Annotated in this window: 22 protein-coding genes and 2 tRNA genes; 15 read left to right on the forward strand and 9 right to left on the reverse strand. The window is 66.6% G+C overall.

Going from position 1 to position 25,221, the window contains the following annotated elements; genetic code table 11:
* The coding region (locus CXQ90_RS16965) for an AAA family ATPase (protein WP_146068917.1) at positions 1 to 539 on the reverse strand (539 nt) is incomplete at its 3' end.
* 63 nt (positions 540 to 602) lie between these two features.
* A complete protein-coding gene (locus tag CXQ90_RS16970; RefSeq protein WP_104140551.1) occupies positions 603 to 1,574 on the reverse strand; it encodes an acyl-CoA thioesterase II in 972 nt (323 codons plus the stop codon).
* A 63-nt stretch (positions 1,575 to 1,637) separates the two neighbouring features.
* Here CXQ90_RS16970 and CXQ90_RS16975 point away from each other — a divergent pair, with 63 nt between their 5' ends.
* The gene (locus CXQ90_RS16975) at positions 1,638 to 2,300 is read left to right on the forward strand and encodes a hypothetical protein (RefSeq protein ID WP_104140552.1); all 663 of its coding nucleotides are present in this window, start codon (positions 1,638 to 1,640) and stop codon (positions 2,298 to 2,300) included.
* A gap of 6 nt (positions 2,301 to 2,306) precedes the next feature.
* Here the strand turns inward: CXQ90_RS16975 and CXQ90_RS16980 are convergent, their stop codons facing one another.
* The 4 genes from CXQ90_RS16980 to pepN form a co-directional block, all read right to left on the reverse strand.
* Complete coding sequence (locus CXQ90_RS16980) at positions 2,307 to 2,765, reverse strand: globin (RefSeq protein WP_104140553.1); 459 nt, start codon at positions 2,763 to 2,765, stop codon at positions 2,307 to 2,309.
* 2 nt (positions 2,766 to 2,767) lie between these two features.
* Complete coding sequence (locus tag CXQ90_RS16985; protein ID WP_104140554.1) at positions 2,768 to 3,439, reverse strand: mechanosensitive ion channel family protein; 672 nt, start codon at positions 3,437 to 3,439, stop codon at positions 2,768 to 2,770.
* Positions 3,440 to 3,547: 108 nt separating this feature from the next.
* Positions 3,548 to 4,027: an OsmC family protein gene (locus CXQ90_RS16990; protein ID WP_104140555.1), complete on the reverse strand. Its 480-nt coding sequence runs from the start codon at positions 4,025 to 4,027 to the stop codon at positions 3,548 to 3,550.
* Between the two features lie 70 nt (positions 4,028 to 4,097).
* Positions 4,098 to 6,650: an aminopeptidase N gene (gene pepN, locus CXQ90_RS16995; RefSeq protein WP_104140556.1), complete on the reverse strand. Its 2,553-nt coding sequence runs from the start codon at positions 6,648 to 6,650 to the stop codon at positions 4,098 to 4,100.
* Positions 6,651 to 6,812: 162 nt separating this feature from the next.
* On the opposite strand from pepN, the gene CXQ90_RS17000 reads away from it, so the two are divergent.
* From CXQ90_RS17000 to CXQ90_RS17020, 4 genes are all read left to right on the forward strand, one after another.
* Positions 6,813 to 7,829 carry a hypothetical protein gene (locus tag CXQ90_RS17000; RefSeq protein ID WP_104140557.1) on the forward strand — a complete coding sequence of 339 codons (1,017 nt, stop codon included), beginning with the start codon at positions 6,813 to 6,815 and terminating at the stop codon, positions 7,827 to 7,829.
* Between the two features lie 103 nt (positions 7,830 to 7,932).
* Positions 7,933 to 8,427: a ribose-5-phosphate isomerase gene (locus CXQ90_RS17005; RefSeq protein ID WP_104140558.1), complete on the forward strand. Its 495-nt coding sequence runs from the start codon at positions 7,933 to 7,935 to the stop codon at positions 8,425 to 8,427.
* Complete coding sequence (locus tag CXQ90_RS23020) at positions 8,427 to 9,440, forward strand: Fpg/Nei family DNA glycosylase (RefSeq protein WP_258064572.1); 1,014 nt, start codon at positions 8,427 to 8,429, stop codon at positions 9,438 to 9,440. The genes CXQ90_RS17005 and CXQ90_RS23020 overlap by 1 nt, the downstream gene beginning before the upstream one ends.
* Positions 9,441 to 9,456: 16 nt before the next feature.
* On the forward strand, positions 9,457 to 10,617 hold the full coding sequence (locus CXQ90_RS17020; RefSeq protein ID WP_104140559.1) for a winged helix DNA-binding domain-containing protein: 1,161 nt from the start codon (positions 9,457 to 9,459) through the stop codon (positions 10,615 to 10,617).
* Positions 10,618 to 10,677: 60 nt separating this feature from the next.
* Here CXQ90_RS17020 and CXQ90_RS17025 read toward each other — a convergent pair.
* Positions 10,678 to 10,751, reverse strand: a tRNA-Gly gene (locus tag CXQ90_RS17025).
* Between the two features lie 140 nt (positions 10,752 to 10,891).
* Here CXQ90_RS17025 and CXQ90_RS17030 point away from each other — a divergent pair.
* The 7 genes from CXQ90_RS17030 to CXQ90_RS17060 all read left to right on the forward strand — a co-directional run bounded on the left by CXQ90_RS17030 (position 10,892) and on the right by CXQ90_RS17060 (position 18,464).
* Positions 10,892 to 10,966, forward strand: a tRNA-Pro gene (locus tag CXQ90_RS17030).
* 80 nt (positions 10,967 to 11,046) lie between these two features.
* Positions 11,047 to 12,429: a trigger factor gene (tig, locus tag CXQ90_RS17035; RefSeq protein WP_104140560.1), complete on the forward strand. Its 1,383-nt coding sequence runs from the start codon at positions 11,047 to 11,049 to the stop codon at positions 12,427 to 12,429.
* Between the two features lie 269 nt (positions 12,430 to 12,698).
* Complete coding sequence (locus CXQ90_RS17040) at positions 12,699 to 13,295, forward strand: ATP-dependent Clp protease proteolytic subunit (protein WP_104140561.1); 597 nt, start codon at positions 12,699 to 12,701, stop codon at positions 13,293 to 13,295.
* 38 nt (positions 13,296 to 13,333) lie between these two features.
* Complete coding sequence (locus CXQ90_RS17045) at positions 13,334 to 13,993, forward strand: ATP-dependent Clp protease proteolytic subunit (protein WP_056625188.1); 660 nt, start codon at positions 13,334 to 13,336, stop codon at positions 13,991 to 13,993.
* A gap of 184 nt (positions 13,994 to 14,177) precedes the next feature.
* A complete protein-coding gene (gene clpX / locus CXQ90_RS17050; RefSeq protein WP_078028806.1) occupies positions 14,178 to 15,467 on the forward strand; it encodes an ATP-dependent Clp protease ATP-binding subunit ClpX in 1,290 nt (429 codons plus the stop codon).
* A gap of 140 nt (positions 15,468 to 15,607) precedes the next feature.
* Positions 15,608 to 16,222, forward strand: coding sequence for a DsbA family protein (locus tag CXQ90_RS17055; protein ID WP_104140562.1), 615 nt, complete (start codon positions 15,608 to 15,610; stop codon positions 16,220 to 16,222).
* Between the two features lie 391 nt (positions 16,223 to 16,613).
* Entirely contained in the window at positions 16,614 to 18,464 is a 1,851-nt protein-coding gene (locus CXQ90_RS17060; RefSeq protein WP_104140563.1) for a glycoside hydrolase family 15 protein, read from the forward strand.
* Between the two features lie 138 nt (positions 18,465 to 18,602).
* On the opposite strand, the gene valS is transcribed toward CXQ90_RS17060, so the two are convergent.
* The gene (gene valS, locus CXQ90_RS17065; RefSeq protein WP_104140564.1) at positions 18,603 to 21,224 is read right to left on the reverse strand and encodes a valine--tRNA ligase; all 2,622 of its coding nucleotides are present in this window, start codon (positions 21,222 to 21,224) and stop codon (positions 18,603 to 18,605) included.
* A 75-nt stretch (positions 21,225 to 21,299) separates the two neighbouring features.
* Between valS and CXQ90_RS17070 the strand changes: the two genes are divergently transcribed.
* The 3 genes from CXQ90_RS17070 (at position 21,300) to CXQ90_RS17080 (ending at position 23,666) form a co-directional block, all read left to right on the forward strand.
* Positions 21,300 to 21,668 (forward strand): DUF488 domain-containing protein, encoded by a 369-nt coding sequence (locus CXQ90_RS17070; RefSeq protein ID WP_104140565.1) that lies wholly within the window; start codon positions 21,300 to 21,302, stop codon positions 21,666 to 21,668.
* Between the two features lie 48 nt (positions 21,669 to 21,716).
* On the forward strand, positions 21,717 to 22,478 hold the full coding sequence (locus CXQ90_RS17075) for an SDR family oxidoreductase (RefSeq protein WP_104140566.1): 762 nt from the start codon (positions 21,717 to 21,719) through the stop codon (positions 22,476 to 22,478).
* Positions 22,479 to 22,595: 117 nt separating this feature from the next.
* Positions 22,596 to 23,666 (forward strand): glycerophosphodiester phosphodiesterase, encoded by a 1,071-nt coding sequence (locus CXQ90_RS17080; protein WP_104140567.1) that lies wholly within the window; start codon positions 22,596 to 22,598, stop codon positions 23,664 to 23,666.
* A 93-nt stretch (positions 23,667 to 23,759) separates the two neighbouring features.
* Here CXQ90_RS17080 and CXQ90_RS17085 read toward each other — a convergent pair whose 3' ends face one another.
* Positions 23,760 to 24,887 carry an endonuclease/exonuclease/phosphatase family protein gene (locus CXQ90_RS17085; RefSeq protein ID WP_258064573.1) on the reverse strand — a complete coding sequence of 376 codons (1,128 nt, stop codon included), beginning with the start codon at positions 24,885 to 24,887 and terminating at the stop codon, positions 23,760 to 23,762.
* Between the last annotated feature and the right edge of the window lie 334 nt (positions 24,888 to 25,221).

Here is a 25,221-nt window from a genome sequence, read left to right on the forward strand (position 1 = left end):
GCCTCGGGGCCGAAGTCCATCCGGCCGTCTTCCGGGGCCAGCGCGTAGGCCTCGTCGATGAACAGGACGCCGTCCAGCGCACGCCGGATCACCCGGTCCGTCTTGATGGCGGTCGCGCCGACGTACTGCCCCACCAGGCCCGAACGGTCGACCTCGACCAAGTGGCCTTTCTGCAGCAGACCGACCGCGCGGTACATCTCGGCCAGGAGCCGCGCCACGGTGGTCTTGCCCGTGCCCGGGTTTCCGAGGAACACCAGATGCTGTGATGTGGCCACCTCCGGCAGGCCGTGCGTCTTACGGCGGGCCTGAACCTGGAGCAGTGCGACGAGCGCCCGCACCTGTTCTTTCACGGTCTCCAGCCCGACCAGTGCGTCGAGCTCGGCCTGCACCTCGGACAGCGGCCGGGCCGGCCCGGGCCTCGCACCGATGAGATCGCCGACCAGGTCGTCAACGCGCTCCGAACCGTGCAGCTTGAGCTGATCGGTCAGATGGCCGATGGTTTCGCGCAGGTCGTCGAGCGGATTGCGGCTGGGAGCCATGCATCAACTGTAGTACTCGATTCCCGGATCCTGGAGGACCGTGCCGCGGCCCGGCTGGTGCTGCTACGCCTTGCGCATCTGGTGCTGGAGGATCTTCGACTGGAAGGCCCCCGCCACCTTGCTCTTCAGTTCCGTCGGCACCCGGACCATACCTTCCTGGGCCACGGATGCCACATGCAGGCCCTCGCGGTTGAAGATCTTTCCGGTGGCGAGCCCCCGGGCTCCCTGGGCACTAGGGCTTTCCTGGACGTACAGCAGCCACTCATCCACCCGCACGGGCCGGTGCCACCACATGGCGTGGTCCAGGCTGGCCACGCTCATGCCCGGTGTGATCCAGCTCAGCCCGTGCCGGCGCAGGATGGATTCGAGCAGCGTGTAGTCGCTGGCGTATGCCAGAGCGGCGCGGTGTGTGTTGGCGTCGTCCGGCATTGCGCTGAAGGTCTTCATCCACACGGCGTTGCGGGCTTCCTTCTTGCCCGTGGCCGCCACGTACAGGGCCGGGTCGACGTGGCGGATGTCGAAGGGCCGCTCATACGCCCAGTGCCGGGCGACGGGGTGGTCGAACTTGCCCAAGAGATCCGCGGTGCTGGGAAGTGACTCCGGATCAGGAATCCCGTCGGGCATCTCGGACTGGTGCTCGATGCCGTCGTCCTCGGCCTGGAACGAGGCGATCATGGAGAGAATCGGCGTGCCGTCCTGATACGCGTGCACGCGGCGTGCCGAGAAGGACCGGCCGTCCCGCAGCCGCTGCACGCCGAACGTGATGGGCTTGTTCGCGTCACCCGGCCGGAGGAAGTACGCGTGCATGGAGTGCACGGTGCGGACCGGGTCCACGGTGCGCATCCCGGCAATCAGGGACTGCGCCAGCACCTGGCCCCCGAAAACGCGCTGGTGCGGCTGCCGCTGCGACGGACCCATGAAGATATCCTCGTCAGTCCGGGCGCCCTCAAGCTCGCCAAGATCCAGCAGTTCGATCAGCGAGGTGGTGGGGTCGTTCAAGGGCAATGCCTGCACTCCGGCGTCCGCTTCAGTCATGGTTTGACTCTAGACGTCGCCCCGACACGGCTCAACCGAGGCTCAGCCGGTAGTGTTCTTAATGTGTCTGATCTCCTCACCCAGTCCTTGCGCTTCGCCGATCCCCGCGACCTCGCCGATCTCAGGACCTACGCCACGCGCGCCAAGGCCATCGACGACGGCGCCATCCGCCTCCAGGCAGCGGGCCCGGTCCTGGCCGCCTATGTCTGCGTGCTCCGGCCCCGGCTGCTGGGGGAGTCCACGCCCACCATCCTCGGCCTGCGGACCATGGCGCTGGCCGAACCGTCCACCACTGACGTCACCGTCCCGCTCGCGGCCGTCCTTGACCGGCTCGCGCGGGCAGGGGAGAACGACGCCGAACTCCCGGTCCCGCCGTCGACAGTCACCGAATCATGGGCCGGCGTCGGAGCGCCGCGCAGCGGCTGGGAGCTGGTCGGTTCAGTGCCGGACGCGGTCCTCCGGAAAGCTGCGGAAGCGGGCATCGCCGAAGTGGCCGGAATCGTGCCGGACAAGCCTGGCGCCCTGATTGTCAACAACGCCCGGGCTGCGGTCTGGGGCCGCGAACTGGAGGGGCAGTCCGGCCTGCCCGCCGGCGCCGCCTTCGCCGCGCTGGCCCTCGGATTCCTGGGCTCCGACGAACAGCGCCTCTACCGCGCCGGCCGCTGGTTCCGGCTCAGCGGCAGCCGCGGGCACGTCCTGGCCAGGACAGGCGCCGGGCTGCCTTAGGCGGGCCTAGGCCTCCGACGGGCTGTTCACCATGGACAGCGCCGCCCGCTCCATGTAGTCCCACAGCGTGCCCTCATACAGCGGCGGCAGTTCGAGGGAGTCGACGGCCGTGCGCATGTGGTGCAGCCAGCGGTCCTTGGCCTCCGGAGTAACCCGGAACGGCATGTGGCGCATGCGGAGCCGCGGATGGCCGCGCTCTTCGCCGTAGGTCGTTGGCCCGCCCCAGTACTGCTCAAGGAACATCAGGAAACGCCGCTTGGCCGGAGCCAGGTCCTCCTCCGGATACATCGGGCGCAGCAGGGGGTCGGTTGCGACGCCGTCGTAAAACACGTCGATGAGCTTCACGAACGTCTCGTGGCCGCCCACCGCGTCGTAAAAGTTGTCCGTGTAGCCGGGCTGGCTGAACGGGTCATTGCGCATCAGCTGCCGGGGTGCGTTGGGCTCTGGGGGAGTGGGAAGTGTCATGGCTATTCTCCGGACTTCTGCTGCGGCCCGTGATGGGCTTCCGCCTCAAGCGGCCCGTCGCCCGGCTCATCGGCCGGAGCCACGTAGTTCCCCTGCGACCGGTTGCCGACACGGAGGATTTCACCGTTGCGCAGGTACCAGATGGCCCCGTTGTCGTCACGGACGCGCGTGATGCGCAGGCCAATCGACTCCACGACGCCCACCACTTCGCTGGTCTCGATGATGTCGCCGATGCCGTACTGGTCCTCGATGGTGATGAAAATCCCGGCCAGGAAGTCGCGAATCAGCTGCTGGGCACCAAAGCCGATGGCGATACCCAGGATACCGACGCTTGTCAGCAGCGGCGCGACGTCCACGTCAAGGTTCTTGAGCACGTAGATGCTGGTGATGACGGCGATGACCACGCCCACCACGCTGTTCAGCAGCGACCCGATGGTGTTGGCGCGCTGGACCCGCCGCTCGTGGTCGAGGGCGCGCAGGGCCGGGGCGACCCACCTGAAATGCGGCTTCTTGAACAGCGGTGTTCCGTTGGCGACATGCTTGGTGATCCGGGAGATCACGAAGCTTGCCAGCAGCCACAGGATGATGCCTGCGCCGAGGCTGATCGCGATTCCGGCGACGTCGAACCCGGTGGGTTCCAGCGAGGCCGAAGGCGTTGTAAACATGCTGTACATCTGTAGGGATGCTCCTTGCTGCTGTCCGGCGGCGGCCGGGGGTATCCGCCGTTCTTCCGGCGGCGGCCTGCTCTGGTCACTTTTAAGCGTAGCGGTGTATGCCGCTGGCTAACTGCCGGCCGTTGTGGTAACCGGAACGTGCAGCACCGGGAAATTTACGCTGCGGGCGATGAAGCACAGGGCGTTGGCCTCGCGGTGCATGTCCTCTGCCATCGCGATGTGGGCACTGTCGGCCACCGTCACCCGCGGCCGGAGCGTCACATTTTCGAACTGTCCGCTGCCGTCGCGGTTGAGCCGCATCAGGCCGGTCGCGTCGTCCTCATACGACAGGACCACGACCCCGTGCCTGACCGCCACATGCAGGAAGGACAGCATGTGGCACTGGGCGAGGGCCGTCAACAGCAGCTGCTCCGGGTTGTACCGCGACCTGTCGCCGCGGAACGTGGGATCGGCAGAGCCCTTGAGGACCGGCAACCCGGGAATCTCGACGTCGTGGTTCCGGGAGTACTCCCGGTAGGACGACGTGCCGTTTCCAAGGTTGCCGGTCCAGCGGACGGTCAGTGCATAGCGGTGCTCATCAAGGCCCATGCCGCCAGTTTAGAACGCCCGGTGTTGGGGTGTCCGCCCTTCAGGCATGAGCCGTTCACGCATCCGCCGCTCAGACGTCTGCGGCGCGTGCCCGCAGTGCGCGGGCCACGCCGTCGCGGTTTTCCAGCATCATGCGGCGCAGCGCCGCACTTTCCTCCGGAAGGGACGCGAGGAACTCGTCGGTGCGGTCCACAGTGGCCTGGGTTGTCAGCTGCGCCGGGTACAGCCCGACGACGATCTGCTGCGCCAACGCAAAGGTCCGCTCCGCCACGATACCGGGGACGGCGTCGAAGTATTTCTCCGCGTAGGGCTCCAGCAGCGCGGTGTCCAGCACCCGGGTGAAGCCCGTGACGGCAGAGCCCTGGATGGCATTGGAGACCTCGCCCTTGACCACGATCGACTCCCACGCCGCAGCCTTGGCCTCCGCCGTGGGGATGGCGGCCGTTGCGAGGGCCGCCGCGTTCTGCCCGCTGGAGGTGTTGTCCCGCTCCAGTTCCGCGTCGATCTGCTCCTGGCCCAGCCGTCCGCCCACTACGAGCGAGGCCACCAGTTCCCAGCGAAGGTCCTGGTCGACCGCCAGGCCAGCCAGGGTGACCGAGCCGTTCAGCAGCCCCGCCACGTTGTCCAGCTGCGCACTGCTCCTGGCCAGCAGGGCGTAGGACTTGATGAACTGCAGCTGCGCGTCCGAGCCGCCGGGAACCTGCGAGGCGAGCTCCCAGAGCCGGTCTCCCGCGGCCACCCAGGTGGCTTCGCGGTGCTCCTCCGCCACATAGAAGCTGAGCGTGGTTGCCAGCTGACGAAGCTGGACCAGGATCACCGACGAGTCGCTCTCGGAGGCGATATTGGCCAGGATCAGGTCCACGTAGCCGCGGGCCGGGCTCTCGCCGTCGCGGGCGGCGTCCCAGGCGGAGCCCCACACGAGGGTCCGCGGCAGGCTCTCGCGGAAGTCCTTCAGGTGCGACTTGGCCGTTGCCAGGGACTTTTCATCGAGCCGGACTTTGGCGTAGGCGAGGTCGTCGTCGTTGAGCAGCACCAGGTCCGGCCGGCGGAGGCCCACGAGCTCCGGCACGTCCGTCCGCTCGCCGTCGACGTCCAGCTCCTCGCGGTGGACGCGCTCGAGCTTTCCGTCCTCGGTGACGTCATAGAATCCCACGGCCAGCCGGTGCGGGCGGATGGTGGGCTGGTCCTCCACCGCGGACTGCAGAATGGTGAAGGACGTGATGGCGCCGTCGGAACTGACTGTCAGCTCCGGCTTGAGCGAATTCACCCCGGCGGTTTCAAGCCACAGGCGGCCCCAGTGGTCCAGGTCCCGTCCGCTGGCCTTCTCCAGCTCGATCATCAGGTCGCCCAGCTCGGTGTTCTTCCAGGAGTGCTTGGCGAAGTATTCGCGGACGCCGGCCATGAACTGGTCCGGACCCACCCAGGCCACGAGCTGGCGCAGCACGGAGGCGCCCTTGGCGTAGGTGATGCCGTCGAAGTTGACCTCGACATCCTGGAGATCGTTGATTTCGGCAAAGATGGGATGGGTGGTGGGGAGCTGGTCCTGGCGGTAGGCCCAGGACTTTTCCACCGAAGCGAAGGTGGTCCACGCACTCTGGAACTTCGTGTTCTCCACGGCGGCCAGGTGGGACATGTACTCGGCAAAGGACTCGTTGAGCCAGAGGTCGTTCCACCAGCGCATGGTCACCAGGTCGCCGAACCACATGTGGGCAAGTTCGTGCAGGACGGTGATGGCGCGGCGTTCCACCTGGGCCTCCGGAACCTTGCCCCGGAACACGTAGCCTTCCAGGATGGTCACCGCCCCGGCGTTTTCCATGGCTCCGGCGTTGAATTCAGGCACGAACAGCTGGTCGTACTTTTCGAAGGGGTAGGGGCAGCCGAACTGCGCTTCGAAGAACTCGAACCCCTGGCGCGTGAGCTCGAAGATGTTGTCGGCGTCGAGGTACTGCATCAGCGACTTCCGGGCGAACACGCCCAGCGGGACCACCCGCCCGTCGGAGCTGGTGACGTCGCTGCGCACCGACTGGTACGGGCCCGCGATCAGCGCAGTGACGTAGGAGGACAGCCGCGGCGTCGGGCTGAACTCCCAGACCGAGCGGGCACCGCCGTCCGCCGCGGGGGAGGTCTCCACGGGAGCCGGGGTGGGCGAGTTGGAGATAACGTCCCAGTGCGACGGCGCCGTCACACTGAACCTGAACGTGGCCTTGAGGTCAGGCTGTTCGAACACTGCGAACATGCGGCGGGAGTCAGGCACCTCGAACTGGGTGTACAGGTACACCTCGCCGTCCACCGGATCGACGAAGCGGTGCAGGCCCTCGCCGGTATTCATGTACGGGGCATCCGCCACCACGGTGAGTTCATTCTGTGCGGCGAGCGCCGGCAGCTGGATCCGGACCCCGTCGGAAACCTCGGCGGGATCGAGGTCACGGCCGTTCAGGGTCACGCGGTGAACGGTCTGCGTTACGGCGTCGATGAACGTGGAGGACCCTGGCGCTGCCGTGAACTTCACCGTGGTGGTCGAGCCGAAGACTTTCCCGCCCGTGGTCAGGTCAAGGCTGACATCGTAGGATTCGACGGCGATCAGGTCGGCGCGCTCGCGTGCTTCGGCGCGCGTCAGGTTCATGCCTGGCAAGGTTTTGCCTCCAGAGGGTGTTGGTTGCCGGACAAGCCCCAGCCTGCCCGCCAGTTGGTCACTGTGAAGTCATTGTTTCATTCCGCGCGCCGTTGGCAAGTTGCCCGGATCACTTTCTCCGCGCCGGCGCACGCTCAGGGGTAGCGTTAAGGCATGGGAAAGATCCTCGATGCTGTGGACACCAAGGCACTGCGGTTCGCCATCGGGTTCCCCCTGTTGCTGGCTACCGGCTTCTCCGTCTGTGCTGTCCTGCTGCGCCCCGATCTGCCGGAGCCGCTGGCTGTCAGATGGAACGACGACGGCGGCACGGCCTTTGCGTCGTTTCCCGCCTATGTGGGGGTCGGGGCCGCTCTGATCGTCGTCGCCGGCTGGCTGGTGCTGCTGCAGGCCGTGCCCGTGTCACGCCCCACCGTGATGCGCCGCATCATGATGGGTGCCGGGCTGACCGTCAGCCTCTTTGTCACCAGCGTCCTGGCGGCCGGACTGGTTGGACAGGCCGGGGTCCCTGATGCCCGCGAGTCCAGAGTGGACGTGACGGTGCTGGCGCTCGGAAGCGGCGCCGCCCTCGCGCTGGGCGTCATCATCGGGTTTGTCTTCAAAGCGGACCAGCAGTGGACGCCGGAGGATGACCGGGCGCTGCAGCGGGCCCTCGAACAGGAGCTCGACCCCGACCTCGCCACCGATTCCATCCGGCTCTGGGTGCACGCCCGGAGCTCTGTTTTTGTCATGATCGGCATCGCCAGCCTGTTCCCGGCGGCACTCATTGTCATCGCTGTTCCCTGGCTGGGCGCCCTGCTGGTGGCGGCGGCCATCATCGGCGCAGCATTCCTCTTTGCCCGGGTCACAGCGGACCGCAGCGGACTGCGGGTGTTCGTCGCCGGGATCCTCCGCGTGGTGGACGTGCCCGCGGCGGCCATTTCAGCTGCCGATCCGGCGGACGTCCGCGCTGCCGACTACGGGGGGTGGGGCTACCGCCACCACGGCGAAACAGCAGCTGTGCTTGTCAGCAGCGGGCCCGCCGTGGTCGTCCGGAAAATTGACGGACACCGTCTCGCGGTGAGCGGCGGAAACTCCGACTCTGCGGCGCGCCTCGCCGAGGTCCTGACACGGGTGGCCGCCCGGGCCCGCGGCGAAGGCCGCCCTCCCTCCCCGGGCGCCGGGGGCACGTAGCTTCCTGCAAGCCAGCGGGACGCAGCTAGTACTCTTGGATCTGTTGATCTGACCTGTACCAGCCCGGCCGCGCCCCGGTGCCCATTACTGAACGGAAGTTACCGTGACCACTACTCCTGCATTCCCGCGGGTCCACATCGCCACCGACCACGCCGGTATGGAGCTGAGCGCCCACCTGGTGAGCCACTTGTCCGCAAAGGGCTATGACGTGGTGGACCACGGACCCAAGGAATATGACGCCCTGGATGATTACCCGTCCTTCTGCATTAACGCGGCGCTCGCGGTCGTGGCGGACCAGTCAGCCGGCGTGCACGCCCTGGGCATCGTGTTGGGCGGCTCCGGAAACGGCGAGCAGATCGCTGCCAACAAGGTCAAAGGTGCCCGCGCGGCGCTCGCCTGGAACCACTCCACTGCCGTCCTGGCGCGCCAGCACAATGACGCCAACGTCGTGGCTGTCGGCGGCCGCCAGCACAGCGTCGAGGAAGCAACTGAGCTGATCGAGGCATTCCTGCAGGAGCCGTTCAGCAACGATGAGCGGCACATCCGCCGGATTGGCAAGATCGCAGCCTATGAAAACACCGGCGAGGTCGTCGAGTAGTGCCTGAAGGGCACTCCATCCACCGGCTCGCCCGCCAGTTCGGTGATGTCTTCGCCGGCCAGCCGCTTGCCGTGACCAGCCCCCAGGGCCGTTTCGCCGCCGGGGCGGCGGTCCTGGACGGGTGCACGCTGCTGCGTTCGGCCGCTCACGGGAAGCACCTTTTCCTGCACTTCGACCACGGAATGGTCCTGCACGTCCATCTCGGGCTGTACGGTGCCTGGGATTTCGGCGGGGACAGCGAGTTCCGGGGCGCGTCCAGCATCGGTGCACCGCGGAGAGTGGGGGAGCGGGAAGTTCCCGACGACGCCGGGGTGGGAGGCGGCGCACCAGGCTACGCCGGCCCGCCCGCACCGGTGGGCGCCGTTCGCGTCCGGCTGGCCGGCAGCCACGGCTGGGCCGACCTGCGCGGAGCCACGACGTGCGCCGCGATCACCGAGGCGGAAGCGGACGCCGTGCTTGCCCGGCTCGGCCCGGACCCGCTGCAGAATTCAGACCCGCTGCAGAATCAAGACCAGCTGCAGCACTCGGACCCGCGGCCGGGTTCTGGCCAGCGGCGCAGCCCGGATTCACTGCGCAGCCCGGATTCATTCCCTAGCGGCGGCGGTGGCCGCGGTGACTTCATCCGGCGCTTGCTGGCGCGCCGGACGCCGCTGGCGTCCCTGCTGATGGATCAGAAGGTGATTGCCGGCGTCGGCAATGTGTACCGGGCCGAAGTGCTGTTCCGCCGGCGCCTGGACCCCTGGCTTCCCGGCAGGTCGCTGTCGGCGGAGGCGGCGGGCCTTCTTTGGGATGACACGGCGGCGGTGATGGCCGACGGCGTCCGCGACGGCAGGATCATCACCACCACAGCGGCTTTCTGGAGCGGAACGGATCAGCTGCCGCCCGTCGAGGACGCGCACTTCGTCTACCGCCGCCACGGGCAGCCCTGCCGCATCTGCGGAACGGCTGTGGCCCTGACCGAGCACGCCTCCCGCAAGCTGTACTGGTGCCCGTCATGCCAGCGCGCCGGCTGAGCCTGGCGTCTCGGCAATGACGGCGCCCACCCGTCCGGAATTCTCCTGGGCCCAGGTTTGTGCCAGGCGGCTCGAGCGGCACTGGCTCGCGGCGCCCTCTGAAAACGGCACGCCTGCCGACATCGTCCGCGCCATGTGTGGCGCACACGCCCAGGTCATCACCGCCGCTGAGCTGTCCGTGGGCATACGCACCGCCCGCATGTCCCTGGCCGAGGTACGCCGCGCGCTGTGGGAGGACGCAACCCTGGTCAAGGCGTTCGGACCGCGCGGCACGGTACACCTGCTGCCGGCCGACGATCTCTCCCTCTGGACGGGGGTGCTCGGAGCCATTTCTCCCGCGGCGGCACCCGGCGGTGGATTTCTGACCGCCGCCCAGACCGACCAAGTGGTCGAGGCCATCGCAGAGGCCCTAGGGGACGGCGAGCTGACCGTCGATGAACTCGGCGGCGCCGTCATCGGGCAAACCGGTGCCTGGGCTGGTGAATTTGTGATGCCCGCGTTCCAGGGGATGTGGCCTCGCTGGCGGGCAGCACTGACGACGGCGGGATACCGCGGTGCGCTGTGTTTCGGGCCCAACAGGGGCCGCTTGGCGACCTACCGGAGGCCGGCCGGCATAGTGCCTGGGTTCCGGCCCGCCGACGCCGCAACCGCCACCGCATGGCTGGTCCGCAGCTACCTGCACGCTTACGGACCCGCGACGCCCGCGCATTTCGCGCAATGGCTAGGTGCCTCCCGTACCTGGGCCGCCGAAGTCTTCGACAGCCTGGCCGGTGAACTGGCTCCGGTCACGGTGGAGGGGGCGCCCGCGTGGGTGGCGAGCGGCGACACCCGGACACCTGTGGCGGAACCTTCGGGCACTCGGCTGCTCCCGTACTTCGACGCGTATGTCGTGGGCGGCCGTCCCCGCAGCCTGCTGTTCCCCGGCCAAGCCAGCAAGCGGGCCCTGGCCAGGGGACAGGCAGGGAACTTTCCCGTCATGCTCGTGGACGGCGTGGTCGGAGGCGTGTGGCACCTGCGCCGCTCGGGCCGCCGGGTCGACATCACCGTGGAGGCCTTCGGCAGGCTGCTGCCCGCGCAGGTGGACGAGCTGGGATTGCAGGCGGAACGCATCGGGACGTATCTCGGGTCCGAATCCCGCCTGACTCTTGGCCCGGTAAACGCTGGCGGCCACGCCTGACGCCGGGAAGGCGCATCTAATGCAACGAAAAAGGGCCCCTCGGTGAGGGGCCCTTCATGCTGGAGGGGACGACGGGAATCGAACCCGCGTAATCAGTTTGGAAGACTGAGGCTTTACCATTAAGCTACGTCCCCGCAAGAAAGCGATCCGGCCTGGGGCCTTCACTCATCTTTCGGACTGGCTGTTGAAGCCGGATACAACTAAACCTAATTCATGCCCCACGTGTCAAATGTGCAAAGCCGGCAGGGATGAACGTAGACTGTCCTGTGCATTACGGGGTGTAGCTCAGCTTGGCTAGAGCACCTGCTTTGGGAGCAGGAAGTCGCAGGTTCAAATCCTGTCACCCCGACTCTGCGGCCCGGGCCGATGGCCCGGGCAGAATCACGCGTTTGCAGAACCCCATCCAACAAAACCAGGAGTACTTAGACTGTGAAGAGCGCTGTCGAGAACCTCACCCCCACGCGGGTCAAGCTCAATGTTGAGGTCCCCTTTGAGGAATTGAAGCCCAGCATCGAAGAGGCATACAAGACTGTTGCTTCCCAGATCCAGGTCCCTGGCTTCCGGAAGGGCAAAGTCCCCTCCAAGCTGATCGACCAGCGCGTCGGCCGCGGCTACGTGCTGGAGACCGCCATCAACGAGGGCCTCAACGGCTGGTACCAGGCCGCCGTTCAGGAGTCGGGCATCCGCCCCCTGAGCCGTCCCGAGGTTGAGATCACCGAGGTTCCGGATCCGTCCGCAACCGACGGCGAGCTCAAGTTCCACGCCGAGGTCGATGTCCGCCCGGAGATCGAACTTCCCGACTACGCCGGCATCAAGGTTGAGGTTGCAGCTGCGGAGTCTTCTGAGGCAGATGTCGACAAGGCACTGGACGAGCTGCGCGGCCGTTTCGGCACCCTGAAGTCCGTGGACCGTCCCGCTGCCGACGGCGACTTCCTCACCATTGACATCACGGCAACCATCGACGGTGCCGAGGTTGACTCGGCTTCGGGCCTGTCCTACCAGGTGGGCGCCGGCACCATGCTCGAAGGCATGGACGAGGCAGTCACCGGCCTGAGCGCCGATGAAGATGCCATCTTCGACACCACCCTCGTGGGCGGCGACCACGCCGGTGAAGCCGCGCAGGTCAAGGTCGTAGTCAAGTCCGTCAAGGAGCGCGAGCTGCCTGAGGCCAACGACGACTTCGCCCAGCTGGCTTCGGAATTCGACACGCTGGCCGAACTGCGCGAAGACCTCGCCAAGCAGGCCGCCGACTCCAAGGTCGTCGAGCAGGGCGTCGAGGCCCGCGACAAGGTCCTGGACAAGCTCGTCGAGCTCGTTGCCGTCCCCGTTCCGGAATCCGTTGTCGAAGAGCAGCTGGAAACCCACTTCAAGGCCGAGAACTCCCACGGTGAAGGGGAGCACGACACCGAGGAGCACCGCGCCGAGGTCAAGGCCAACACCGAGCGCGCCTTCCAGAACGAAATCATCCTCGACGCCATCGCCGAGAAGGAAGAAGTGGGCGTCAGCCAGAACGAGCTGATCGACTACATCGTCACCACCGCCAGCCAGTACGGCATGGACCCGAACCAGTTCGCTCAGATCATCGACCAGAGCGGCCAGGTCCCCATGATGGTTTCCGAGGTCCGCCGCCGCAAGGCACTGGCCGTCGTGCTCGGCCAGGCTGAGGTCACGGATTCCGAGGGCAACAAGGTTGACCTGAGCGACTTCGTCCGCCCCGGCGGCGAAGAAGATGCTCCTGTCGAAGGCGAAGCAGCAGAAGAAGCTGCAGCCGAGGTCGCCCCGAGCGACGATCCCGCTGCTGCGAAGTTCTAGCAGCCGAAGTACCGACAGCTGAGACCTTTTCTTCAGCTGGAGCAGCCCCCGGATCCTCGATCCGGGGGCTGCTCCGTTTAACCGTTGGCAAGCCCGCCATTCCGCCGCGACAGCACGCCGACGGCAATCGTGCGCCGTCAGCGAACAGCGCGATTCCGAAGAACAAAACCGCAGCGAAAGCGGTTAGTGTCCAAGTAGAGAAGTTCAGTGATGTCACCGTCACCAGCGAGAGGTAAGTACACATGTCACAGCAAGCAGGGGCGCCCCGCATGGCAACTGTCGATCCGGCAGCCCAGGACAACTACATCTACAACCGACTGCTGAAAGAGCGCATCATCTGGCTTGGCTCCGAGGTCCGCGACGAGAACGCAAACGCGATCTGCTCGCAGCTGCTGCTCCTTTCCGCAGAGGATCCCAACAAGGACATCTACCTCTACATCAACTCGCCCGGCGGCTCCGTGACGGCCGGCATGGCCATCTACGACACCATGCAGTTCATCCCCAACGACGTGGTCACCGTCGCCACCGGCCTCGCAGCCTCCATGGGCCAGTTCCTGCTGTCCTCCGGCACCAAGGGCAAGCGGTACGCCACTCCGAACGCCCGCATCCTGATGCACCAGCCGTCCGGCGGCATCGGCGGCACCGCCTCGGACATCAAGATCCAGGCGGAGCTCATCCTGCACATGAAGAAAGTCATGGCGGAGCTGACGGCCGATCAGACCGGTCAGACGGTGGACACAATCCTCAAGGACAACGACCGTGACAAGTGGTTCACCGCCACTGAAGCACTGGAGTACGGCTTCTTTGACAAGATCTCCGCGCATGCCGGCTCGGTGGCCGGCGGCGGCGGAACCGCCCAGAACTAACCGGCACGTAGAGCGAACTGAATCCAGGAGTAAACAACATGAACTACAACTTCGGCTCGACTGCCGGCAACCTGCCGACCAGCCGCTACGTGCTGCCCCAGTTCGAGGAGCGCACGCCGTACGGCTTCAAGCGCCAGGACCCCTACACCAAACTCTTCGAGGACCGCATCATCTTCCTCGGCGTGCAGGTGGACGACGCCTCGGCGGATGACGTCATGGCACAGCTGCTGGTCCTGGAGTCCACGGACCCGGACCGCGATATCACCTTGTACATCAACTCGCCGGGCGGCTCGTTCACCGCCATGACGGCAATCTACGACACGATGACGTACATCCGCCCGGAAATCCAGACCGTCTGCCTGGGCCAGGCCGCCAGCGCCGCCGCCGTCCTCCTTGCCGCGGGAACACCCGGGAAGCGGCTTGCCCTGCCCAACGCCCGCGTCCTGATCCACCAGCCTTCGCTGTCCGGCGGCCAGGGCGGCCAGGCTTCCGACCTCGAGATCCAGGCGGCCGAGGTCATGCGGATGCGCTCCTGGCTTGAGGACACCCTGGCCAAGCACTCCGGCCGGACGCCGGAGCAGGTCAACAACGACATCGAGCGCGACAAGATCCTGACCGCCGCCGAGGCCATGAATTACGGCCTGATCGACCAGGTTCTGGATTCGCGCAAGATCAAACCGCAGGCGATTGTCAGGTAAGAGGCTGTTCCCGGCGCCGGTGAGGTTCAGATTTTTTTGGGCCGCACCGGCGTTCGGTTTCCACCCCTCAGGCCGAATGTGACCTAGAGTGGATGTAATCACGGCCCGATCCGCGAGGGGATGGCCGTGATTCAAGCAACCGGTGCACAGCTGCACTCGCAGCAAGATACTAAGGGGTTCACATATGGCTCGGATTGGCGAGAGCACGGATTTGCTCAAGTGCTCTTTCTGCGGAAAGAGCCAGAAGCAGGTGCGCAAGCTCATTGCCGGGCCCGGCGTCTATATCTGCGACGAGTGCATTGAGCTCTGCAACGAGATCATTGAAGAAGAACTCGCGGAAGTAGCCGATCTGGGCAGTTTCGAACTGCCCAAGCCCCGCGAGATTTTCGACTTCCTGCAGGAATACGTCATCGGCCAGGAACCTGCCAAACGGTCCCTCGCCGTCGCCGTCTACAACCACTACAAGAGGATCCAGGCCGGCCACGCCCCCAAGAGCGGCAGCCTGGCCGACGGCGTCCATCACGATGACGTCGAAATCGCCAAGTCCAACATCCTCCTGATCGGCCCCACCGGCTGTGGCAAGACCTACCTGGCGCAGACCCTGGCCCGCCGGCTGAACGTGCCGTTCGCCGTTGCCGACGCCACGGCCCTGACCGAGGCCGGTTACGTCGGCGAAGACGTCGAAAACATTCTGCTCAAGCTCATCCAGGCCGCGGATTACGACGTCAAGAAGGCCGAACAGGGCATCATCTACATCGACGAGATCGACAAGATCTCCCGCAAGAGCGAGAACCCCTCGATTACCCGTGACGTCTCCGGCGAGGGCGTCCAGCAGGCCCTGCTCAAGATCCTGGAGGGCACCGTCGCGTCGGTTCCGCCGCAGGGCGGACGCAAGCACCCGCACCAGGAATTCATCCAGATCGACACCACCAATGTCCTCTTCATTGTCGCCGGTGCCTTTGCAGGCCTGGAGGACATCATTGGCTCGCGCTCCGGGCGCAAGGGCATCGGTTTCGGAGCCCCCCTCAACGAGGTCAAGAACACCACGGACTCCTATGGCGAGGTGATGCCGGAGGACCTGCTCAAGTTCGGGCTCATTCCGGAGTTCATCGGCCGCCTGCCGGTCATCACCACGGTGTCCAACCTGGACCGTCCCGCGCTGATCCAGATTCTGTCCACTCCCAAGAACGCCCTGGTGAAGCAGTACCAGAAGATGTTCCAGCTGGACGGCGTTGAACTGGTGTTCGACGATGCCGCGCTGGACCTCATCGCGGACCAGGCCCTGGAGAGGGGAACCGGCGCCCGCGGGCTCCGCGCCATCATGGAGGAAGTCCTCCTGCCGGTGATGTTCGACCTTCCCAGCCGGGATGACATCGCCAGTGTGGTGATCACGGCCGACGTCGTAGCCAAGAAGGCGCAGCCCACCATGATCGCCCACGACGTCGTAGCCAAGCGGCGGAATAAATCCGCCTAGTTCGTCGCTGACGCGTATGGTGTGCCCGCGGTACACCGTTCCCTGCTGACCTCCACGTGATGCATCTGCGGTGCATCTGTGCGCGCTGCGGCCAGTTCTCCATGCACGGCGCGCCACCATGACCAGAGAAGGAAACACCCATGACTGAGACCACGTCCAACAAGGCCGATTTCTGGTTCGATCCCCTCTGCCCCTTCGCATGGATCACCTCCCGCTGGATCGGCGAGGTTGAAGGCGTCCGCGACATCGCCACCGAATGGCATGTGATGAGCCTTTCCGTGCTGAACGAGGGCCGGGACCTGGACCCCACATACCGCGAGGCCATGGACAAGGCGTGGGGGCCGGTCCGGGTCATCATCGCCGCCCAGGAACAGCACGGTGATCACGTGGTCAAGCCGCTCTATGACGCGATGGGTTCCCAGATCCACGACGCCGGCCAGAAGGACTTCTCGATCGTCATCAGCAAGGCACTCGCCGACTGCGGACTGCCGGCCGAACTGGCCGCGGCCGCGAAGTCCGACGCCGTCGACGTCCAGCTGCGCGCCAGTCACGAGCAGGGCATTTCCCTGGTCGGCCAGGACGTCGGGACGCCCGTGGTGGCCTTCAACGGCACCGCGTTCTTCGGCCCCGTGCTGACCCGCATTCCCCGCGGCGAGGAGGCCGGCCGGCTGTGGGACGCCACCGTGACCCTGGCGTCCTACCCGCACTTCTTCGAGATCAAGCGCAGCCGGACCGAGAGCCCGGCCTTCGACTAGGCCATGAGCCTTTCCGGCCAGCGTTGAGGCGCCAGGGGCCCCGTCAGAACTACATCAGAGTAGTTCCACCGGGGCTCTTGCGCATCCAAATCAGGAGGACAACAATAGTTCTTACCCACTTCGAAAGAAGAGGGACGCAAGAACCAAAGATTCAGTGACACTCATCTGACGCAGCCTTCGGCAAAGTCAGATGATGGCTACCAGTGACAAGGTAGGAAGACCTGAAATTTCCGAGGATCTTGCCAGACTGTCAAAGATGTCACCAGACAGCCGAAAAGTCGAAGCCCCACCAACGGCAACACGCTGATGGGGCTTCCCCTTTGCCTAAAAACACGGGGGCCCAAAAATACGGTGCCCAGAGCTTGCCCGAACGGCCCGGTCAGGTGCGTCCATGAGTAGTGAACCCATTGCGGACTATGCCCTGCTCTCTGACTGCTGCTCCGGTGCCCTGGTGAGTGTTGCCGGCTCCGTTGACTGGCTCTGCTTCCCCCGCTTCGACAGCCCGTCGGTGTTCGGCCGCATCCTCGGCGCCGAGGCGGGATTCTGGTCCATCCGGCCCGCGGATGCCTACTCCTCGACACGGCGTTACCTCGGCCCCACGTTGGTCCTGGAAACGACCCACACGACGGATACGGGGTGCGTGACCGTCACGGATGCCCTCGCCCTGGGTGACGGCCGGCGGGGCCACGAGCTTGGCGCGGACTCTCCAGGCTGCCTACTGCGGCAGGTGTCCTGTACGCAAGGCTCCGTCGACGTCGACACTGTCTTTTGCGCCCGGCCGGACTATGGCCTCACCCGGCCGATGCTCAGCCCAGCCGACGGCGGTCTCCTGGTCCGCGCGGGAGATGCGGTGCTGTCCTTCTCCACCCCGGCGGACGTGGATCTCATGACAGACCCGGACGCTGACTCTGCGCAGGCACGCCTCACCCTTCGAGCCGGTGACGTCGTCGGCTTCGCCCTCCACTCCTCGCCCGCCAGAGCAGAAGCCGGCGGGAGGGGAACCCCCGTGTTCTGGAGCCAGGAGGAGATCGCACGCAGGCTCGAGGACACCGTGCAGGGCTGGACCAGCTGGTCCGCGATGCACCAGAACTACTGCGGCCCGTGGCAGGAGCTCGTGGCAGGCAGCGGACGGATTCTGCAGGCGCTGAGCTACTACCCGAGCGGCGCCATCGTGGCCGCCCCGACCACGTCGCTGCCGGAGGTGGCCGGCGGCACGCGCAACTGGGACTACCGCTACAGCTGGATACGGGATGCCAGCATGACCCTGCAAGCCCTGTGGGTGGCAGCTTGCCCGGATGAGGCCGGGACGTTCTTCCAGTTCCTGGCCACTGCGGCCGCCGGCCAGCTGGCCGGCGGCGAGGATCTGCAGATCATGTTCGGCATCGGCGGGGAACGGCAGCTCCCCGAACGCGAACTTGCCCACCTGCCGGGCTGGCGCGCCAGCGCCCCGGTCCGGGTGGGCAACGGCGCCTGGAACCAGCGCCAGCTCGACGTCTACGGCGAGCTGCTGGACGCTGCGGCCACTTTGCCTGAGTATCTCGCGGAGCTGGCACCGGAAACACGGATGTTCCTTGCCGACGCAGCGGACATGGCCGCCGCACGCTGGCGATCCGCCGATCACGGTATCTGGGAAGTCCGTGGGGATCCGCGCCACTACCTGCACTCCAAGCTCATGTGCTGGGTCGCCGTTGACCGCGCCATCTCCCTCGCTGGAATCCTGCAGGCAATCGAGAGGGTCCCGCGATGGATGGAGGCCCGGGACGCAATTGCGGCGTCCATCCGTGCGGAGGGATGGAGCCGGGCCGCGAACGCCTACACCCAGGCGTACGGTTGTGACGACCTCGATGCCTCGGCCCTGATGCTTTCCATCGTGGGATTTCTGCCGGCAGATGATCCCGGCATCGTCACCACGATTGAGGCGATCGAGGAGCGGCTCACGGACCACCGCGGCCTCGTCTACCGCTACCTTGCCGACGACGGCATGGCGGGCGAGGAAGGCACGTTCCTGCTGTGCACCTTTTGGCTGGCGCACGCACTGGCCCTCGCCGGGCGCACCCAACGGGCCCGCGCCGTCTTCGAGCGGGCGGCCGCGTTCGCCACGGACCTGGGCCTGATGGCCGAAGAGGTCGCTCCGGACAGCGGCGAGCTCCTGGGCAACTTCCCGCAGGCGTTCAGCCACATCGGTCTCATCAACGCGGCCTGGGCCATCAGCCGGGCAGAGGACCGCGCGGCCGGCCCCTGACAGGGAGGACGGGACAGGACGGCAGCACGCCCCCGGACCCGGCAGACGAGCGAGGGCGCCGTGGCCAGGTTTCCCTGGCACGGCGCCCTCGTCAGTCTCCGGAGGCCAGCCTCACAACACCGGCCCTCCGAACAGGCGTCAGGCCTGGGCAGGCTCCTCGGCCGGGGCCAGCTCCACGCCGCTGACCGTCAGTTCGCCTTCGCCGGTCTCCAGTGTGATCCCCTGGGCGTTCGCCGCGGCCTTGAGGTCGCCGAGCCCGGCCTGGAGCTGGGCCACAAGCGAAGCACTGGCCGTGATGGTCGCGGAGAGCACCCCGGTGCGCTGCTTTACCTTGGCCTCTGACTTGGCCTTCCGGATGCCGCTGAGGGCGATGCCCACAGTGCCGAGCATGGTGGTGTCGCCGCCGGTGATCTCCAGTGCGGCCGGCCATGCGGCGCGGTGCACCGAGCCCGTCCGCCACCAGCTCCAGACCTCTTCCGTGGCGAAGGGCAGGAACGGGGCGAAGAGCCGCAGCAGCGAGTCCAGCGTGGTGGCCAGCGCGGCCAGGACGGAGGCCTGCTCGGTCTCGCCGGCAGCACCGTAGGCGCGGTCCTTGATCAGCTCGACGTAATCGTCCGTGAACTGCCAGAAGAACGATTCGGTGATCTGCAGGGCGCGCGCGTAATCGTAGTTGTCGAACGCCTTGGTGGCCTGGGCAATCACATCGGAGAGCTGGGCCAGCACCGCCCGGTCCAGGGGATTGGTGAGCACGGACAGGTCCGTGGAGACCACCGAGTTCTCCGTCGCTCCCAGGTTCAGCACGAACTTGGAGGCGTTGAGCAGCTTGATGGCCAGGCGGCGGCCGATCTTCATCTGCGCGATTTCGTAGGCGGTGTCGGCGCCGAGCTTGGCGGAGGCGGCCCAGTAGCGCACGGCGTCGGAGCCGAATTCGTTCAGGACGTCCGTCGGCACCACCACGTTGCCCTTGGACTTGGACATCTTCTTGCGGTCCGGGTCCAGGATCCAGCCCGAGATGGCCGCGTGCTTCCACGGAGCGATATTCTGCAGGGCGTCCGCGCGCACGGCCGAGGAGAACAGCCACGTGCGGATGATGTCGTGCCCCTGCGGGCGGAGGTCGAACGGGTAGACCTTGCCGAACAGGTCCTCGTCCCGGCTCCAGCCGCCCACGATCTGCGGGGTCAGTGACGACGTGGCCCAGGTGTCCAGGACGTCGGCGTCGCCCGTGAAGCCGTTGGGCTGGTCGCGCTGGGACTCGTCGAAGCCCGGGGCCGCATCCGCTGCAGGGTCCACGGGCAGCGACTCGTCGGAGGGCAGAACCGGGTTGTCGTAGTCCGGATTGCCCTGGGCATCCAGCGGGTACCACACCGGGATCGGGACGCCGAAGAAGCGCTGACGGGATACGAGCCAGTCGCCGTTCAGGCCGGCGATCCAGTTCTCGTAGCGGGAGCGCATGAAGGACGGGTGGAAGTTGATTTCCTGGCCGCGGCGGATGAGGCGTTCGCGGCGGTCCTCGTCGCGGCCGCCGTTGCGGATGTACCACTGGCGGGACGTGACAACCTCAAGCGGCTTGTCGCCCTTTTCGAAGAAGTTCACCGGGTGGGTGATCTTCTTGGGCTCGCCGTCCAGCAGGCCGGCCTCGGTGAGGAGCTCCACCACGGCTTCCTTGGCCGAGAAAACGGTCTTGCCGGCGATGGCGGCGTACGCTTCACGGCCGGCGTCGGTGGTGATCCACTCCGGGGTCTCGGCGAGGATGCGGCCGTCGCGGCCCACAATCGCACGGGTGGGAAGCTGCAGTTCACGCCACCAGGTGACGTCCGTCAGGTCGCCGAAGGTGCAGACCATCGCAATGCCGGAGCCCTTGTCCGCCTTGGCCAGCGGGTGAGCCTTGACCTCCAGTTCCACGTTGAAGAGGGGGGACGTCACGGTCTTGCCGAACAGCGGCTGGTAGCGCTCGTCGTCGGGGTTTGCCACCAGCGCGGCGCAGGCCGCGAGAAGTTCGGGACGCGTGGTCTCGACGTAGATCTTCTCGCCGTCGGCGGTGAAGAACGGGTAGCGGTAGTACGCGCCCGGCACCTCGCGGTCCTCAAGCTCAGCCTGGGCCACTGCGGTGCGGAACGTGACGTCCCACAGAGTGGGGGCTTCGGCCATGTAGGCGTCGCCAGCGGCCAGGTTCGCGAGGAAGGCGCGCTGGGAGACGGCGCGGGAGGTGTCATCAATCGTGCGGTACGTGAGGTCCCAGTCGACCGACAGGCCCAGCGTCTGGAACAGGTTCTCGAAGACCTTCTCGTCCTCGACGGCGAGTTCCTCGCATAGTTCGATGAAGTTCTGCCGGGAGACGACGTCGAAGTCGCGCTGGTTCTTGGCCGGCTGTGCCGGCGGCTGGTAGCCGGCGTCGTAGGGGATGGCAGGATCGCAGCGCACACCGTAGTAGTTCTGCACGCGGCGCTCGGTGGGCAGGCCGTTGTCGTCCCAGCCCATCGGGTAGAACACGTTCCTGCCGGTCATGCGCATGTAGCGGGCCTGGACGTCCGTGTGCGTGAAGGAGAACATGTGGCCCACGTGGAGGGAGCCTGACGCCGTCGGCGGGGGAGTGTCGATCGAGTAGACCTGCTCCCGGGTGGTGTCCGGGTTGAACTTGTAGGTTCCTTCGTCCAGCCAGCGCTGCGTCAAGGCAGCCTCAAGGCCTTCAAGGGCCGGCTTGTCGGGAACGTTGATGGGGGCGGTGGCGGGCGTGTCTGTACCCTGCGTTGATTCAGCCATGGGCCAATTGTTTCATGCCCCGCAGCGGGAGCCGGCAGCGGTGGCTCCCGGCAGGCCTGCAGTAGCATGCCGCCTATGGCGAACGCACGCGGTTCTTTCCGGATTAAGCGCATCTATGACGATCCCGCGGACGACGACGGCTGCCGGGTTCTGGTGGACAGGCTCTGGCCGCGCGGCGTCACCAAGGAACGGGCCGGGCTTGAACTCTGGCTCAAGGAAATCGCGCCGTCGCCGCCCCTGCGGCAGGAATTCGCCCACATGCAGGAGCGTTTCGCGGATTTCCGGGCGCAGTATGAGGACGAACTGGAGGGCAATCCCGCGGTGGAGCAGCTGTTGGACCTGGCGGCCCGGCACAAGACGGTGACGCTGCTGTACGCCGCCAAGGATCCGGAAGTGAACCACGCCAGGGTGCTGCTGGAGTTCCTCGAAGCCAGGAGTTCCTAGGAGTGGACGGCGCTGAACGCTGCCGCTGAATGGCGTTAGTGTGGTGCCATGACTGAGGTTTCGAACAACAAAGCAGCTGTAGTGACCGGCGCGAGCACCGGCATTGGCGAAGCGACCGTCCGCGCTCTGAAGGCCGAAGGCTGGACAGTCTTTGCGGTGGCCCGGCGCCAGGACCGGCTGGCCGCGCTGGAGGCCGAGACGGGCGCCGTCGGAATTCCTGCCGATATCGCCGAAGACGCCGACGTCGCCAGGCTCCTGGCCGAAGTGACGGCGGCCGGCGGGATCGACACGCTGATCAACATCGCCGGCGGCGCCCGCGGCGCCGATCCAGTGGGGCAGGCGCAGACGGACGACTGGGAGTGGATGTACCGCGTGAACGTCCTCGGCACCATGAAACTCACCCGCGCGTTCCTGCCCATGCTCCGGGAAAACGGCGAGGGCACGGTCCTGAACCTGACCTCGACGGCCGGGCTCGCGGCCTACGAGGGCGGCGCAGGCTACAACGCCGCCAAGTTCGCCCAGCACGCCGTGACCGGAGCGCTCCGGCTGGAGGAGGCCGAGAACAACGTCCGTGTGATCGAGGTGGCCCCCGGCCTGGTCCACACCGAGGAGTTCGCCCTCAACAGGCTGGGCGACCCCGCCGCCGCCAGCAAGGTTTACCAGGGCGTGGAAAAGCCGCTGACCGCCGAGGACGTCGCGGATGTGGTGCGGTATGCCGTATGCGCGCCGCACCATGTCAACCTGGATCAGATCGTGATCCGGCCCGTGGCGCAGGCGGCCAACTACAAGCTGATCCGCAAGCAGGCCTAGCGGCACCGGACGTTCACCCGGCATTCGTACGGATGTGGGGCAGTGGTGGCCGGCCGTTGGCAACCGGCCACCACGGTGGCACGTGCACCTGCACACCACCAGAGTGGAGAACACCACATGCACACCCCGACGAAGCTCGGCGCTGCCGTACTCAGCGCAGCCCTGCTGCTCGCCCTTCCGTCCCAGGCAATGGCCGCGGACACCAACCCCCAGGGCGGAGACAACCACTTCGACCTCCAGGCCCACCGCGGCGGGCTCGGGCTCACGGTCGAGTCCACCCTTCCGGCCTTCGCCAAGGCCCTGGAAACCGGTGTCACCACACTTGAGCTTGATCTCCAGATCACCAAGGACGGGCGCGAAGTCATCACGCACGACCGCAAGATCAGCGACAAGAAGTGCGCGGACACTGCCCCCGTGACGCCGGGGGATCCGCAGTTCCCGTACGTCGGCAAGTACGTCAAGGACCTCACGTTCGCCCAGGTCCGCAGCCTCGACTGCGGCAAGCAGACGCTGCCGCAGTTCCCGGGCCAGCAGGCCGCCCCGGGGGAGAAAATGCCCACCCTGGCCGAGGTCTTCGCCCTCGTGGATTCGTACCGCGCCAGCAAGGTGAAGTTCAACATCGAAACCAAGGTCGAGGCCGGCGCGCCGGAACAGACAGCACCCCGTGAGCAGTTCGTGGACGTTGCCCTGCGCGAAATCAAGGCCGCCAACATGCAGCACCGGGCGTCCGTCCAGAGCTTCGACTGGGGTGCGCTGCGCCTGGTGCAGCAGCAGGACCCGCAGATCCGCACCGTCGCCCTGACCAACAAGGACTTCCTGCAGGCGGGCCAGCCCGGAAGCTCGCCCTGGCTCGGCGGCATCGACTCCGACGACTTCGGCGGCGACCTCGTGGCCTCGGCCCGCCACCTCGGATTCGACGCCATCTCGCCGGTGCACGGCACCCCGCAGAACGGCACCGTGCTGGACGCCAACTACGTTCCGTACGTCACCCCGGACATGGTCAAGCGCGCCCACGCTGCCGGGATGCAGGTCATCCCCTGGACCGTGGACGACAAGCCCACCATGAGGTCCCTGATCGCAACCGGGGTTGACGGCATCATCACGGACTACCCGGACCGGCTCCGCGAGGTCATGAGTGAGTCCGGCATGAAGCTCCCGCAGAGCTTCCAGGCTGTTCCCGGGCGCTGACCCCTCAGCCCCGTCGACGAAGGGCGGGACGCCTCGGCTTGAAGAGGGCCGGGGCGTCCCGCGCTTCGGCGCCGCGACTGTGCCCGGACCGCGCTAGCCGGCCGCGGGAATGCTCAGCGTGGCCATCACCGCGGCATGGTCAGTTCCGGGAATGCGGTGCACGGCGTAGCCGGAGTTGCCGATGTGCGGGCTGGTCACCACGTGGTCGATGGCGATGCCGGGCAGCGGGATTCCCTCCATGGGCCAGGTGGCCTCCATGGGCCAGGTCGGGATGAGCCTGCCGCCGGACGCCGTCCCCACGTCCACCATCTTCCGTCCGCCCGGGCCGCCGTCGAGAACGCTCCGGAACTCGGCGTGATCGTAGGTGGCGTTGAAATCGCCGATCAGCAGCATGTTGCCGGGCCCGCTGGGCCCGCCCGCATCGCCAGTGCGGCCAATGAGCTCGCGCAACGCCGCAAGGTCGCTCCGCCACTGGCCCACGCGGACGTCGACCGGGGGCAGCGCGTGAACGTTCGTCACCTCCACAACGGCCGCGTGTCCGGCGTCCTGGAGCCGGAGCCGGACCGTGCGCATCTGGAACGGCGTGTCCGGCACAAGGCCTACTGCCTCCATCGCGTGCTTGGCATAGGTCGCGCTGCCGGCGCCGTCATCCGTGGGACTGCTGATCTTGTGCGGCAGCAGGCGTCCCAGCCCCTCGGCGGCCAGCCGGTCCTCCAAAGCCTGGGTATGTTCTTGGACGGTCAGCAGGCCCACGCCGTTCTCCCGGACCAGCCGGACGATTTCGGCGGCGTCCGCCTGGCCGAACCGGGAATTGATGTTCATGGCCGTCAGCTGGAGGGACGAACCGCCCGGCCCAGGGGATGCACCGGCGTCAGCCCGACCGGCGTCGGGCGGCCAGAGCCAGAACAGCTGTGCTGCCAGGAAGACGCCGGCAGCGGCCATGGCCAGGACACGGCGGCTCAGCAGTGCAAGCGCCAGGGCCGCGATGGCCGGAATCACCATCCAGGGCATGAAGGACAGGAGCTGGACCACGGGCGTCGGCCATTCCGCGGGGACGGCCCGGAAGATCGACAGGGACGCCACAGGTAGGAGCGCGGCGAACGCCAGCAGCTGCCAGCGGAAGGCGCGTCTCGAACTTTTGGAAATGCGCCCCGGACGCGTAGCGGCGGGATCCGCAGGAGCCGGAGGCGGTTCGGGAGGGTTCCTGTCGGCGTCGGTCATGCGATCGAGTCTAGGCACGAGTGGTTCGCCGTGCCCGGTTTTACGGCGGCCGGCCGGTTATGGAGTCCGCCAGCACAGACGTTAGACTGGTTGCATCAGCTTTGACCCGGCCATCACCGGTGAGCTTCCGGAAGAACGCCCGGCATGCCGCAAGGCGCACCAGGCCATTAGAACCGGACGGGTAAGCCCGTCACAGCAGCAATGAGCGGCCGACGCCGGTACTCCTGTTGGGGGACCGGTGCCGGTAAGTGAGGTGGTACCGCGGTGCCGGGTTGCATTGTCCAACACTGTTGGGCAACAGCGCACGGGCCGTCCTCGCATCCTGAATGATCCA

Origin of the sequence: Arthrobacter sp. ZGTC131, assembly GCF_002929275.1 — a bacterium.
Lineage (GTDB): Bacteria > Actinomycetota > Actinomycetes > Actinomycetales > Micrococcaceae > Arthrobacter.